This window comes from Paenibacillus massiliensis subsp. panacisoli DSM 21345 (assembly GCF_000426545.1).
Classification (GTDB): domain Bacteria; phylum Bacillota; class Bacilli; order Paenibacillales; family Paenibacillaceae; genus Paenibacillus; species Paenibacillus panacisoli.
Genome location: NZ_KE384534.1, coordinates 423,115 through 437,237, shown reverse-complemented (window position 1 = coordinate 437,237; position 14,123 = coordinate 423,115). Strand labels below are relative to the sequence as shown.

General features: G+C 48.9%; 10 protein-coding genes. 3 read left to right on the top strand and 7 right to left on the bottom strand.

The window, feature by feature from the left end; genetic code table 11:
* The first annotated feature begins 29 nt into the window (after positions 1 to 29).
* Both K331_RS0124445 and K331_RS0124440 read left to right on the top strand, forming a co-directional pair.
* A complete protein-coding gene (locus tag K331_RS0124445) occupies positions 30 to 902 on the top strand; it encodes a carbohydrate ABC transporter permease (protein ID WP_028592307.1) in 873 nt (290 codons plus the stop codon).
* On the top strand, positions 903 to 1,727 hold the full coding sequence (locus K331_RS0124440) for a carbohydrate ABC transporter permease (RefSeq protein WP_028592306.1): 825 nt from the start codon (positions 903 to 905) through the stop codon (positions 1,725 to 1,727).
* Positions 1,728 to 2,170: 443 nt separating this feature from the next.
* On the opposite strand, the gene K331_RS0124435 is transcribed toward K331_RS0124440, so the two are convergent.
* The 5 genes from K331_RS0124435 to K331_RS0124415 all read right to left on the bottom strand — a co-directional run bounded on the left by K331_RS0124435 (position 2,171) and on the right by K331_RS0124415 (position 8,812).
* Positions 2,171 to 3,646, bottom strand: a complete 1,476-nt coding sequence (locus K331_RS0124435) for a glycoside hydrolase family 1 protein (RefSeq protein WP_028592305.1) — start codon at positions 3,644 to 3,646, stop codon at positions 2,171 to 2,173.
* Positions 3,647 to 3,723: 77 nt separating this feature from the next.
* On the bottom strand, positions 3,724 to 4,557 hold the full coding sequence (gene licT / locus K331_RS0124430) for a BglG family transcription antiterminator LicT (protein ID WP_028592304.1): 834 nt from the start codon (positions 4,555 to 4,557) through the stop codon (positions 3,724 to 3,726).
* Between the two features lie 41 nt (positions 4,558 to 4,598).
* Positions 4,599 to 6,527: a beta-glucoside-specific PTS transporter subunit IIABC gene (locus K331_RS0124425; RefSeq protein WP_028592303.1), complete on the bottom strand. Its 1,929-nt coding sequence runs from the start codon at positions 6,525 to 6,527 to the stop codon at positions 4,599 to 4,601.
* A gap of 389 nt (positions 6,528 to 6,916) precedes the next feature.
* Positions 6,917 to 7,648, bottom strand: a complete 732-nt coding sequence (locus K331_RS0124420) for an SDR family NAD(P)-dependent oxidoreductase (RefSeq protein ID WP_028592302.1) — start codon at positions 7,646 to 7,648, stop codon at positions 6,917 to 6,919.
* 120 nt (positions 7,649 to 7,768) lie between these two features.
* Positions 7,769 to 8,812 carry a S66 family peptidase gene (locus K331_RS0124415; RefSeq protein WP_028592301.1) on the bottom strand — a complete coding sequence of 348 codons (1,044 nt, stop codon included), beginning with the start codon at positions 8,810 to 8,812 and terminating at the stop codon, positions 7,769 to 7,771.
* A 210-nt stretch (positions 8,813 to 9,022) separates the two neighbouring features.
* On the opposite strand from K331_RS0124415, the gene K331_RS0124410 reads away from it, so the two are divergent.
* The gene (locus tag K331_RS0124410) at positions 9,023 to 9,889 is read left to right on the top strand and encodes an arylamine N-acetyltransferase family protein (protein WP_028592300.1); all 867 of its coding nucleotides are present in this window, start codon (positions 9,023 to 9,025) and stop codon (positions 9,887 to 9,889) included.
* Positions 9,890 to 9,929: 40 nt separating this feature from the next.
* Here the strand turns inward: K331_RS0124410 and K331_RS0124405 are convergent, their stop codons facing one another.
* Both K331_RS0124405 and K331_RS31200 read right to left on the bottom strand, forming a co-directional pair.
* Positions 9,930 to 10,562: a class I SAM-dependent methyltransferase gene (locus K331_RS0124405; protein WP_028592299.1), complete on the bottom strand. Its 633-nt coding sequence runs from the start codon at positions 10,560 to 10,562 to the stop codon at positions 9,930 to 9,932.
* Positions 10,563 to 10,823: 261 nt separating this feature from the next.
* Positions 10,824 to 14,123: Ig-like domain-containing protein (locus K331_RS31200; protein ID WP_169718385.1), on the bottom strand; the 3,300-nt coding region annotated here is incomplete at its 5' end.

The window sequence follows — 14,123 nt, the reverse complement described above, 5'->3', positions numbered from 1 at the left end:
TCACGGCAGGAAGGAAAGTGTGACCTGATATGAACCTTAACAAAATCTATCCATGGTACTTCTCTTCCGGGGCGATTGTGTTATATGCACTTTTCATCGTCGCTCCTGCTGTGCTGGGAATCTATTATTCCTTCACAGACTGGAATAGCTATAGCCCGGACAAGAACTTTATCGGACTTGAGCATTTCCGCACCATTCTGGCAGGCGATCCGACCTACCTGCTATTCATTAAGAATACGGTGCTGTTCACGCTGGTGACCTCCATTGCAAAGACAATCATGGGTCTGCTCCTCGCTCTGCTGCTCGTCAGCGGAGTGAAGGCGGCCAGCCTGCATCGGATGATCATCTTCTCGCCGCAGGTGCTCTCATTCCTGATTATTGGTCTGGTCTTCAAGAGCCTGCTGGACCCCAATAACGGCTTCGTCAATGTCACCCTGCGCTCACTCGGTCTGGATGCGCTAGCGCAGAATTGGCTGGGCTCGCTCACCTGGGCGATGCCCTCCATTATGGCTGTGGACACCTGGAAGGGGATGGGCTACATCATGGTGCTGTTCATCGCTGGTCTCCTCGCCATTCCAAGGGATTATTACGAAGCAGCTGCGATCGATGGTGCAGGCTTCTGGCAACGGCTGTTCCGCATCACGCTGCCTATGCTGATGCCTACCATTACGATTGCAACCGTGCTGAACATTACGTACGGACTGCGAGTATTTGACGCCGTCTATGTGCTGACCAACGGAGGGCCAGGGAACGCAACGGATGTCATCAACACCGCTGTCTACTCTTCCTTTGCCAAAGGATACTGGGGTCTGGGCAGTGCGCTGTCTACTATACTGTTCCTCATTATGGCGATCATCTCCGTGTTCATTATCCGCTTGATGAGCAGAAAGGTGGAATTGTAGATGCAATGGCGTAAAAGGCTTACCTCCATCGGACTGAATGCGCTCGCCTGGATTCTGAGCCTGATCGTGCTCATTCCCTTCGTGGTCATTGTGCTGAATTCATTCAAGTCGGACGCCGAGGCGAAGGTGCTGAAGCTAAGCTTGCCTGAAAAATTTATATTCGAGAATTATCAGATTGTCTATGAGCAAGGGCATCTGGGCAAATCCTTCTTGAACAGCCTGCTGCATGCGACCTCGTCCTCCTTGCTGCTGGTATTTGTAGTAGCGTTCTCGGCCTTTACACTTTCGCGTAATCACTCCAGGCTCAGCAACTTTCTGTACTTTTTCCTGATTCTCGGCATTACCCTGCCGCTGAACTACATTCCGCTCATGGAGGTCATGAAGACGCTCGGCATGATCAATTCCCATCTGGGCATGATCCTGCTCTACACAGCTATGGGGATCCCGATCTCTCTATTTATTACGTATGCATTCGTGTCAGGCATCCCCAAGGAGCTGGATGAGGCTGCGATTATGGACGGCTGCAACGGCATTAAGCTATTCTGGAAAATTATTATGCCGCTGCTGGGCTCTGTACTGGTGACCGTCTTTGTCCTCAACTTCCTGAGTGTGTGGAATGAATTCACCGCTCCGCTGTATATGCTCAATACGGTCGATATGTGGCCGATGACGCTGGCCGTGTACAATTTCTTTGGGCAATTCAGTGCGCAGTGGAACCTGGTCAGTGCAGATATCGTGCTTACGTCTCTGCCTGTGCTGCTCGTATTCCTCCTGGGACAGAAATATATTGTAGGAGGTCTTACCTCAGGGGCTGTTAAGGGATAAATCAATAATAGTATACGGTTGGCGCGTAGTGATGTAGTGGTGAGTAGTCGCATAGTTTAGTGGTGAGACAATAAGATAGTGAGAAAACGAGGCGATAAGGCAGCGGAGCAAAGGCGCTCCGAGAACAGAACGAACCATTCCTCCGATCACTGTTGTCCCCGAAATTCCAATTATAAATTTTATAGCGGATACAATTCGGGGACAAAGGCGAACGCTGCCGCTTCTTTGGAATTGCTTCGTCCTCTCCGCTACTTGTGTGCATACTGTTACCTTATTAAATCAACTGTTACCTTATTAAATCACATGACGAAACTACTAATTATAGAAATTTCTCTAGTATGGAACAAAGGTCGAGAGCGGATGTGCTACATTTTTCCGCTCTCGACCTTCTGCTTCAGGACGATCATACTCATCTTTTTTTATCCAAGTAAAGTTCGTTATCTCTACCCTGTAATGTGTGGAACCAATCCATTATTCGCAATGACATCTTTATACCAATAGAAGCTCTTCTTCCGCTTGCGCTCCAGGGTTCCATTCCCCTCGTTGTCCTGGTCTACATAGATAAAGCCGTAGCGCTTCTCCATCTCGGAGGAAGAATAGCTGATCAGATCAATGATTCCCCAACTCGTATAGCCCATAAGCTCTACTCCGTCCAAGATCGCTTCATGCATCTGTTCGATGTGCGAGCGGAAATAAGCAATCCGATATTCATCCTGTATGCTGCCGTCCTCTTCAATCTGGTCATAGGCACCGATCCCGTTCTCCACGATGAACAAGGGCACCTGATAACGATTGTACAGGTCGCACAGCGATAACCGCAGGCCAACCGGATCAATCTGCCAGCCCCAATCATTCGTCTGCAGGTACGGATTTTTGACCCCACCTGTGGTATTGCCACTTACCTTCTCCAATCCCTCGCTATTGGCACTGGCTACCAGGGACATGTAATAGCTAAAGGAGATAAAGTCTACCGGATGGGTACGCAGAATCTCATCGTCCCCCTCCAGCTTGTTGATGACAATTCCACGCTCGCGGAAGAAACGGTCCATGTACCGCGGATAAGCTCCGCGCACCTGTACATCAGTGAAGAAATAATTGAATTGATTGTTGCGGTAGGCAGCCAGCACATCCTGCGGATCACAGGTATGCGGGTATGTCAGCAGCCGAGTAAGCATGCAGCCGATCTGAGAGCCTGGAATCAGCTCATGGGCATATTTCACAGCGAGACTACTTGCTATGAATTGATGATGCAACGCCTGGTATACAGCCTGCTCGACATTGTCGAAACGGTCCGGTACAATCCCCCCACTCGTGAATGGATGCCGTACAAGACTGTCGATCTCGTTGAAGGTAAGCCAATACTTGACCTTGCCTGAATAACGTTGGAATACGACTTTACAGAAGCGGACGAAAAAATCCACTACGCGGCGATCTGTCCAACCACCGTACTCATTAACGAGATGCATGGGCATTTCATAATGAGACAAGGTCACCAGCGGCTCAATTCCATGCTTGTGCATTTCATCAATCACGTTATCATAGTACAGCAACCCGGCTTCATTCGGCGCAAGCTCGTCTCCTTTCGGGAAAATCCGCGTCCAGGCTATGGAAATACGAAGAGTCTTGATCCCCATTTCTCCGAACAAGGCCATATCCTCAGGGTAGCGATGATAGAAGTCGATCCCCCTACGCTTTGGATAATCTCTGTCGGATTCATCCTCTAGCGCCTGCTGAATCTGCTCCTCCGTGATGGCTTGATGCTTCTTATAGTCCTGCTTGCTGACATTTTTCTTGAAGATCGCAATATCCGCTGTGGATATCCCCTTTCCATCTACATTCCAGGCTCCCTCTGCCTGGTTAGCCGCAATGGCTCCTCCCCACAAAAAATCCTTAGGAAATGTTCTGGTGATCTCTGCCATGTCTGTCTCCTCCTTAAATATCTACATGTCTGCTTCTATTGTTGTCAACTGAACCATTCTAAGAGTCGAGTAGCTCATTACCTGCTAATGACGCGGTTAATATGGATGATCAGGTACATCGTCTCTTCGCTGGAAATATGGTAGCCGAATCTCGCTTCAATATAACGTCGAATGGACTCTGTACACAGCTCTTCCTCCGGGTACTTGCTCATAATTTGCCCAAGTAGATCATGATCCTGGGACTCTAGCATCTTCTGCTCCAACAGACGCTGGACGAAGAACTGCAAGTGCGTCAGAAATCGAGAGTAGTTAATGCTCGTCGTATCCAGCTCAATGCCGAAATGAAGCTTGACGATATTCAGAATGTCCTTAACGGTATTTGTCATCAACAGCACCTGGTTCATGTTATCCTCGGTCTGTGACGCATTCACCAGATGGAAGGCAATATTGGCGCCCTCCTCCTCGGGAAGAGCAACACCAAGATGCTGCTCCATTAGCTCCAAGGCATGAAGCCCGATCCCGAATTCCTGTGGATAAAATTTCTTGATCTCCCACAGCATACGGTTCTGCAAGGTCATACCTTCCTTGTAACGTTTGACCGCCATATACAGGTGATCCGTCAGGGACAGGTATAAATGCTCGTTCAGTTCCCTAGATAAGGCTTGCTTGGCATAGGATATGATTTCGTCCGCCACGATCAGGTATTCCTTCGGCGTCTCCTTCATTAATGCAGTCAGATCGGAGGAAATACTTTCATTCTCAAGGACATATATTTTCTCGATTTCATGCTCCTGTATTTCATCCTCCGGTTTGCTTTTGAATCCGATGCCCTTCCCCATCACGATGACTTCCTTGTAGTCATCACGCCTCGCAAGCACAACACTCGAATTGAGAATCTTAATGACTTTCATATCCTATGACCTCTCACTTTCTAGGCTGATTTCTCCTGGTGTCAGAATGCCGTGATCAGGGGCTTGTCCGGCCCGATCTCATCCCCGGCTCCGTGTCCGAGCACCTCCAGGTAAGTGCCTGCATTCGTTATAATGACTGGCGTTGTCGTATCATAGCCTGCGGCCTCAATGGCATTCAGGTCGAACTCTATCAGCAGATCACCATGACGAACGGTATCGCCTTCCTGGACATGGACGTTGAAGTGCTCTCCCTTCAGCTTGACCGTATCCAGTCCTACATGGATGAGCAGCTCTACCCCGTCTACAGACTTCAATCCGATGGAATGCTTGGTCTTGAAGACTGTCTCTACTGTACCGTCAAAAGGAGCTACCACTCTACCCTGATGGGGCCTGATCGCCATCCCCTGTCCCATAGCTTGCTGGGCAAAGGCTTCATCCTTCACCTCACTCAGCGGTAATGCTATCCCTTCGATTGGTGCAAACACAACACTTCGAGACTTAATGTTCTTGCTCCGCACTTGGGACATCTCAGCTGCTGCTGTGACTCCTGTGGTATGGGCAGGAGATCCACTGGCGTTACCAGACGGCTGCTCAGCGGTCGTTGCTGAAGCCTCATCCTTGAACCCAATCACATATACTGCGATAAATGTTACCACAATGGATATTGCTGACGTAATTAGCGCGTTCACCAGATTCGAGCTATCTTCACTGATAAACATCGGCAAGGATGCCAGTCCAGGTCCAACCGCCGCGAAGGCTTTCAAATTCACCAATCCGGCGTATAATCCTGCCGCAGCCGCGCCGATCATACTGGCGAATAAAGTCTTCTTGAGCCGTAAATGCACACCATACAATGCAGGCTCAGTAATACCGAACAAGCCGGAGATTCCTGCTGGCAGAGCAATTTGCTTCAGCTTAGGGTCCTTAGTCTTGACAGTAACAGCCATAGCGCCTGCTCCTAGTGCCATATTCGAGCACAGCATGGCAATGAGCACTAGCGTCTCATAACCTGGCGAAGCGATAGCTGCAAAGATAATCGGGTACAGTACCTTGTGCATACCGAACATTACGATGATCGGCATCAATACCGACAAAATGACTACGGTCAGCCAACCGATTCGTTCCTGAATCCATACCACGCCCGCGGATAAGCCAGTACCTGCATAGTTGCCAAGTGGCCCCAACACAATCAGAGCGATTGGCGCTACAATGACGATTGTGATCAGCGGCTTCAGGAATATCTTCACAGGCCCTGGCGAGATTTTGTCCGCAAATCGTTCAACATAGGACATGAACCATACGGTCAATATGATCGGAATAACCGAGGTCGAATACGTGACGGCCGGCACCGGTAATCCCAAGAAAGATACAGGTGCGTCCCCTCCTAACATACTGATCAGATTCGGATGCAGCAGCACACCACCAAGAGCTACCGCCACAAAAGGATTGGCCTTGAACTTCTGCGCACTGGTAAAGGCTAGTAGTATCGGCAGGAAGTAGAAGGCTGAGTCAGCGATCAGACTTAGAATAAGATATGTCTGACTTTCCTTGGACATCACGCCAGTTACCGTCAACAACAATAGCAATGCTTTCAGCATCCCTGAGGCTGCAATCGCTGGAATAATCGGCTGGAATATCCCCGCAATCATGCTCGCAAAGCTGTTGAATAATCCCTTGAGGCTACGATCCGACTGGGTCGCCCCCTGCGAGGCTGCATCTGGATTCACATCCAGCATCTTTATTAGTTCATTATAGACGTAACCAACATCGTTCCCTACAATCACTTGATATTGCCCACCACTATTGACTGCACCCATGATACCGTCCAGTGCTTTGATCTCCTCTGTCTTCGCCAGCTCCGGCTGGCGAAGATTCATGCGTAGACGAGTAGAGCAATGGATGACGTTGCTGATATTGCCTTGTCCGCCCACCTTATCGAGTATGGCGCGGGCTGTCTCTTTATAATGCATGCTTCAACACTCACTTTCCGGAAAATAGAGAATAAAAAAAGACCTAAAGAGGGTAGGAACATAAAATGCTCACTACCCAATTCAGGTCTTGCCTGCCGAACAGTAACACGCCAGATTGGATATGATGTATGGAATGCACAGCTCTGTGCATTAATGATATATGCTTAATTGATTATACTTATTCCAGCTGAATGAACATGCTATAGCTTACTTAGATCATATGCGTCCATATATAGCCTATGATCCTTATCTCGCGAAAGATCATTGTCATACAATGTCCCGGGTACTCTCGCAAAATAAAACGTTTACACGAACCAATATATCATTGCTTTCTTGAAATTGCAAGCATTTGAGACAAGGGATTTCTGTTTCCGCTATGAAGCGGTCATCTATCTAAGATAACCGCCATTATTAATATCGAAGGTAGCACCGGTATAGTGCCTCGATTTGTCTGATAATAAAAAAATCACTGTATCAGCAACACTCTCGGGGCTTAGCGGCTGTTTAATCAGTTGGTGATTTAAATATTCTTCCTTTCTCCATACAGGGATCTCCTCCATCATGCTAGTATCTACCATCGTTGGGGCTACCGCATTCACTCGGATATATGGGGCAAAGTTCATAGCACAGCTCTTGGTTAGCCCTAGAATGGCTGCTTTGGACATCCCGTAGACGGCATCTGAGCTTCCTTCCAACCCGGATACAGAGGACATATTAACGATCGTTCCTTGACGCTGCTGCTGTAACAGCATTTCACCAAAGCAACGTGAGACATACACGCTCCCCATAACATTTACGTTCATCACCTTGGCCATTTCGTTAGGTGTATAGTTCAATAATGACTTACCTAAGTAAATGCCTGCATTGTTCACTAAGCCGTTCACATCGGGGTGCTTCTCAGATATGTAAGCAAAGAATGAACTCACGTCCTCGTATGCGCTGATGTCCAGCCTGTACGTAGATAGCTGCTCCGTATTTGCATCGGCCTGAAGCTTGGTTAGCGCATCTTCATTGATATCACATGCCATCACTGCCGCACCTTCTTGGAGGCATTGCAAGGTGATAGCCTTTCCTATTCCTGAGCCACTTCCCGTGACAATAACCTTCATATGCTGTAGCATAGCTGCTCCTCCTTTAATAAACAGTGCACCTCTAATGGCCCCCTCCTGTGCGAGAGTAGTACGAACTAGCAGGGCGCTAAGGAACGCTCCTTTGATTTCTAGTCCCCCATGTAGAGTTAATTAGGACTCCCTGAACGGACAATCAAGAAGAATAATCTCTTGAGTCCCAGGACGTAGCTCGATTCGACCTCCCAGAGGCAAGATCAGCTTCGGGTCCGTATGCCCCGCATCAAGATCCACTACAATCGCTATATGATCAGCCCCGAATTCATCCTTGATCACATTTACAATGATTTCATTCAATCGCTGCTTCTCTTCGTCCGTATAATCCTTGGCTCTACCAAACATAACACCTTGGATTTGGGTGAATATTCCCTGCATTCCGTAGTTGCGGAGCATATAGCCTACTTGATCAGGTGAAGGCTTGTCCTCTGAAGTTTCGAAGATTAGTATTTTATCCTGCCAGAATGATCGTTCAGGCCAGAATTCGGTAGCTTTCATAAATTCGAGCACTTCAATGCAACCGCCCCATAGCGTGCCTTTCTGTGCGGAATCCCCCTGTAAAAAAGACCAACCTTTCTCATTGTCATGGAACTCCTTGCACTCCCCAAGTGTCTCAAGTCTGCTCCAGTCCTGATATCCATTTGTCCATTGGGGATACGGGGCGTAGTAATACGGAAAATCATCCGAGAAGAGCATAGCCCTTAGATGCTCGAGATGTTCAGAAGGAAGATTCCTGATCTGAGCGATTCCAGCCATAATGGATGGACCATAAAAAGTAACCATTCCTAGTTGATTGATATACGCCAAAAAGGTGGTTGCATCTGAAAAACCCATGATAAACTTCGGGTTATTCATGATGGCCTCCTTATCTAAATAAGGCAAAATCCTTATGGACTCATATCCGCCAATAGAGGTTATTACACCATCAATTGTCTCATCGCGAAAACATTGGTTAATATCCTCCGCACGTAACTGTGGATGTCGATACAGATCATCAGGAGACATTCTTGCCGTCGGCATTTCAACAATTTCAAGCCCCATAAGTTCTTGGAGATTTTTGAGTCCCAGCTCATAAATATCTGGAAATAGATGAGGTAAACCATTTGACGGCGATATGATGGCAATTCTCGAACCAGGCATAATTCTTTTAGGTTTCAGCACACTATTCCCTCCCATTTAGTTCCCATTGTATCAAAGAAGATTAGGAAATATTATCCTACATCAAACGAAAACGATCAAATTTGACTTCACCATTTCTGTACCAGTACAGATGGTGCAAAAAGCAATAGTTATCTAGAAAGAAATTCATTTATTATAATGACGTACAGTAAATCGTCTTCCGCCAGCGGAGCCCGCACAAAGGAGAATAGCATGTTGAAAAAAGAAGAAACAAAATCATATCTAAAAAGACTAGGAATCACAGATATAGAACCGCCTTCGTTTTCTTACCTGTGCAAATTGCATCAGGCACATATAGAGAACATTTCCTGGCAGACGCTAGATATCATCACTGGCAGGCCGATGCCAATTGATCTTCAGTCTTCCGTTCACCTAATGACCGGGGGAAGAAGTGGATACTGCTTTCATTTGAACGGGGCTTTTGGCGAGCTTCTACGCACTCTCGGCTATAATGTCTCATGGCATAGAGCAGGCGTTCAGCCTTTTGGACAGGAACCAAGAATTAATTCCTTCCATCTCGGTCTGACCGTAGCCCTCATGACAGAACAACAGGAGGAGGAGCTATGGATTGCTGACGTTGGACTTGGAGATATGCCGTATAGGCCTCTTCCTGTCCGTTCCGGTAGTTATACGCAAGGCCCCTTCCAATATCAGGTTGTCCCTTCCACAATTGATCCGAGCGGATGGAGAATGGTTCATGATCCTCTGGGTTCATCTGTTGGTGTGGATTACGAGCGTGAAGGACTCCAAAGTATTGAGGAGTTTGTGCCCAAGCATGAAATATACAGTCTCTCTCCGGATTCTCCCTGGATCAATTTATTTCTGGTTCGTAACAGACACGCTCAAGGGAGCAATGAATTAAGAGGGTGCATCTGGAAAAAACGGGAGGGTGCGCATATTGAGAAAACAGAGATAGTGACTAAATCAAAATGGCTGGAGGTGCTCGGCGATGTGTTTCATGAGAAGCTGATTCATTATAGCTCCATGGAGCGGGATGAGCTATGGACACGGGTTTGGTATTTGCATGAGCAATGGAAAAGAGATCAGAAAGAGGTATGAACTTGTGTTCAGGCATAATCTTCTAGATTACATGTCGATTTTATGTGTCGATCTTCTTAGCCAAAATGTATCTGAGGGTGTATTCCTTAGTACGGTTGCCCTGATAGGTTAGCGTCTCGTGGCTAGTTCCTGTGTCCAGGATGTGCAGGCCGGCGAAGTGCTCTTCCAAATCCTTTTCACTAAAAAAATGAGCGTACTTCCCATCTGTATATTCGTATGTATTCTTCTCCAACTGCCTACCAACACCATAATGCTTATCCTCATCGGAAAAGCACGTGAAATATAGCATGCCACCATCTCTTGCATAATCAACACAGCGCGAAACGAACTCCTGCCGCTCGGTCTCCAAAAATAAATGTAGTACATCATAGCAATAGATGGCATCGAACTGCTGTGGAGTCGTTACAGGTTCAAGTACAGAGCCCTGAATGTAATCACTGGCTGTGTCCCACTGACGGGCCAGATGAATAGCCTCAGCTGACAGTTCGATGCCCGTTACCTGAAAATATGCGGATAAAGCTTTGCTGTTCCTGCCATAGCCCGCCCCCGGAACCAGAACCCGCTGAACGCCATTGGCCTTGAATAGCTCGATCGCGTGAAATACCGTAGCGCTGGGCTCGGTCCCCCAGATCATCCCTGACTGTGTGAAGCGCTTATTCCAATATGATTCCATCCGAATCCCTCCTAGTCTCAGGTGCCTTAGCGTGCTCCACACCTGAAATGATACTTCTTCTATCCTGCAAAGATACTCCTTCTATAAGGATGACTCCTTACATCATAAATGGTACGTAACATGCTGGCTCTGCTGGAAAGTAAAGAAAGACCTCTCGTACTTCTTCATTATATCTTATTGAAAGGTATAGAAAAGGACCAGACATACAGTCTGGCCCTGAACACTTAGCTTCCATAATTACTTATCTTTCATAGTTAGCTTCTATTGAATAAGTTCGGATTGCTGAAGCAAATTCTGAAGCAGCTGCGCTACTTCTGCACGAGTAATTTGGCCCTTAGGTGCAAGCGTCGAAGCTGACCGGCCCTTGGCAATATTCTGCGACAGATTGGCAGCCATATGCGCCCTTGCATAGCCTGCTATGGAGGACTGATCCTTGAACGATGCCAGTTCGGCTTCTATTTGCTCCTGAGATGCTGTCGTTTGAATACCCGTGAGAACCATCGCTTTGGACATGATCGTCATCGCTTGCTCACGAGTAATATGGTCCTGCGGAGCAAATCGAGCATCCTCATATCCTTCGATTAGTTGGTACTCACGTGCGGTCTGTACATATCCTGCGAACCATTGGGATGCTTGCACATCTGTAAAGGATGTATCCCCTTTGCCTGGAGTCAATCCCAGTGCTCTGACCACCATTGCTGCAAATTCTGCCCGGGTAATATACCGGTTCGGCTCGAATCTGTCTGGAGCGACTCCTGTAACGATCATTCGGGAGCCCATATCAGAAATGGCATTCTCCGCCCAGTGATTGACTGTGTCCGGGAAGGTAACAGGATGCCACACCAAGGAATACATACTGTTCGTCAAGCTGTTAATGACCGCGTAATACTGACTGTCCTGCTGCCGTACATAAGTAGGTACATGATGGATAGAGCCATCTGGTCCTACCACTACTCCAGTCGTAATCTGATTCGGATTAACCGTGTCTGGAATAAGCAGGTCTCGTCTAACATAGCTACTAAAGCGATTGATATCCGTAGTAGTATTCTTGTAGGTAGCTGTCATCGTAAAATGAACCGGCTCCACCAGCCAGGTAGTGCCTGCTTGGTTAGAAGCAGCCTGCAGCAGATTCTTATCCGCTGGGCTGGCCTTGGCAATCGTAAGCTTAAAGTCTACGTCTGCAAGGTTGGCAGCTGCACCTAAGTCAATTGCTATATCACCCCATGGTAATTGGCTGCCTGATAATTGATAGGAAGCACTAGGAGTTGTGAATACCAGTACAGCAGATCGCTCTGCCAGCTGTTGCACAATGCCTCCGTTGAGTACAGCCGTAGTCCTATCCGAGTCTACCTGTACCGGAATCGTTACCACTGCGTTATTCCCTTCCCGCTCTAGCCACTCAAGTAGCTTAACAGAATCAGGTGTAATCGTAGTGATCGTCTGATTATTGACAGTTGTTGTGTCCAACATTCCGATATTCTCAGCTCTTCCATTCACGAGCACCGGAACACCATTTGGTAATGGCTCTGTTGGAGTTGGATCACTCGTCCCTGGAGAATTCGGTACAGGTGTTGTTGAACCTCCATCTTCACTGCTCCCCCCACCAGAGCGTCTTGGCAGGACGACAAAGGTAACGGTAGCTGTAGCAATAGCTCCTTCTCCATAGACGGCACTTACTACAGTCGAATATGTGCCTGCAGTCAACCCAGCTATCGGCTGAATTGTCCAACTGTCAATCGTCTCACCTGACCCTATATTGGTAGCACCCGTATGAAGCGCAAAGGAATTAGAATCACTGGAGTATACACTCTCGATTACCGCCATGGTATTGCCGGCATTGGTCATCAGCAGCGGTCTTGCTGCAGGACGTGTATATCCAGCCCGAACTTGATCAAATACAGGTGCAGCAATAGCGAGCTCTGAAGTCTGTTCACCAATATCCTCGAACTCTGCAGTTACTGTTACGTCTCCCGCTGGCATTAGGAATGAGCCATTGCTAATTGTGAAAGCTTCCAAGTCGAAAATGTACTTCAGGGAGCCTGGTTGAAGTCGCTTACCAGCTTCAGGCACAACGGACACTGTAATGGGGACTCCTGCAGAAGCAGTTGTCGGATTAACTGTGATTGTACCTCCAGCCTGATTAGCAACATGCACCGTGTACTCCACTGGAACCTCTGGGGCCGCTGTCACTGTGATCGTCGCTGTGCCTTGCTTGCTGCTGTCTTCCGTAGACGTTGCCATGATCGTATACGGACCCGGTGTCGCTGTCGCGGACACGCTTACCAGTCCCGTGTTGCTCACCAACACGTTACCCGTCAGGTCGCTACTGCTCCACGTCACTGTCTGAGCTGCGCCACCACTGACGTTCACCGTCGCACTCAGCTGTTCCGTTGATCCTTGCACCACATTGGCTGTACTTGGGCTCACCGTTACGCTGTTCACCGCTGGAACCTCAGGTGCGGCTGTCACCGTGATCGTCGCTGTGCCTTGCTTGCTGCTGTCTTCCGTGGACGTCGCCGTGATCGTGTACGGACCTGGCGTCGCTGTCGCAGACACGGTGACCAGGCCCGTGTTGCTCACCAACACGTTACCCGTCAGATCGCTACTGCTCCACGTCACCGTCTGAGCTGCGCCACCACTGACGTTCACCGTCGCACTCAGCTGTTCCGTTGCTCCCTGCACTACATTTGCTGTACTTGGAGTCACCGTTACGCTGTTCACCGCTGGAACCTCTGGGGCCGCTGTCACCGTGATCGTCGCTGTGCCTTGCTTGCTGCTATCTTCCGTAGACGTCGCCGTGATCGTGTATGGACCCGGTGTCGCTGTTGCAGACACGCTTACCAGGCCCGTGTTGCTCACCAACACGTTACCCGTCAGATCACTGCTGCTCCACGTCACCGTATCCGCTGCGCCACCACTGACGCTCACTGTCGCGCTCAGCTGTTCCGTTGCTCCCTGCACCACATTGGCTGTGCCTGGAGTCACCGTTACACTGTTTACCGCTGGGGCGGCTGTCACCGTGATCGTCGCTGTGCCTTGCTTGCTGCTGTCTTCTGTAGACGTCGCCGTGATCGTGTGCGGACCCGGTGTTGCTGTTGCAGACACGGTGACCAGGCCCGTGTTGCTCACCGACACATTGCCCGTTAGATCACTGCTGCTCCACGTCACCGTATCTGCTGCGCCACCGCTCACGTTCACCGTCGCGCTCAGCTGTTCCGTTGCTCCCTGTACCACATTGGCTGTGCTTGGGCTCACCGTTACGCTGTTCACCGCTGGGGCGGCTGTCACTGTGATCGTTGCTGCGCCTTGCTTGCTGCTGTCTTCCGTGGACGTCGCCGTGATCGTGTACGGACCCGGTGTCGCTGTTGCAGACACGGTTACCAGGCCCGTGTTGCTCACCAACACATTGCCCGTCAGGTCGCTGCTGCTCCACGTCACCGTATCCGCTGCGCCACCACTGACGTTCACCGTCGCGGTCAGCTGCTCGCTCGATCCTTGCACCACGCTTGCTGTGCCTGGAGTGACTGTCACGTTGTTTACCACAGGTGCTTCTGTCACTGT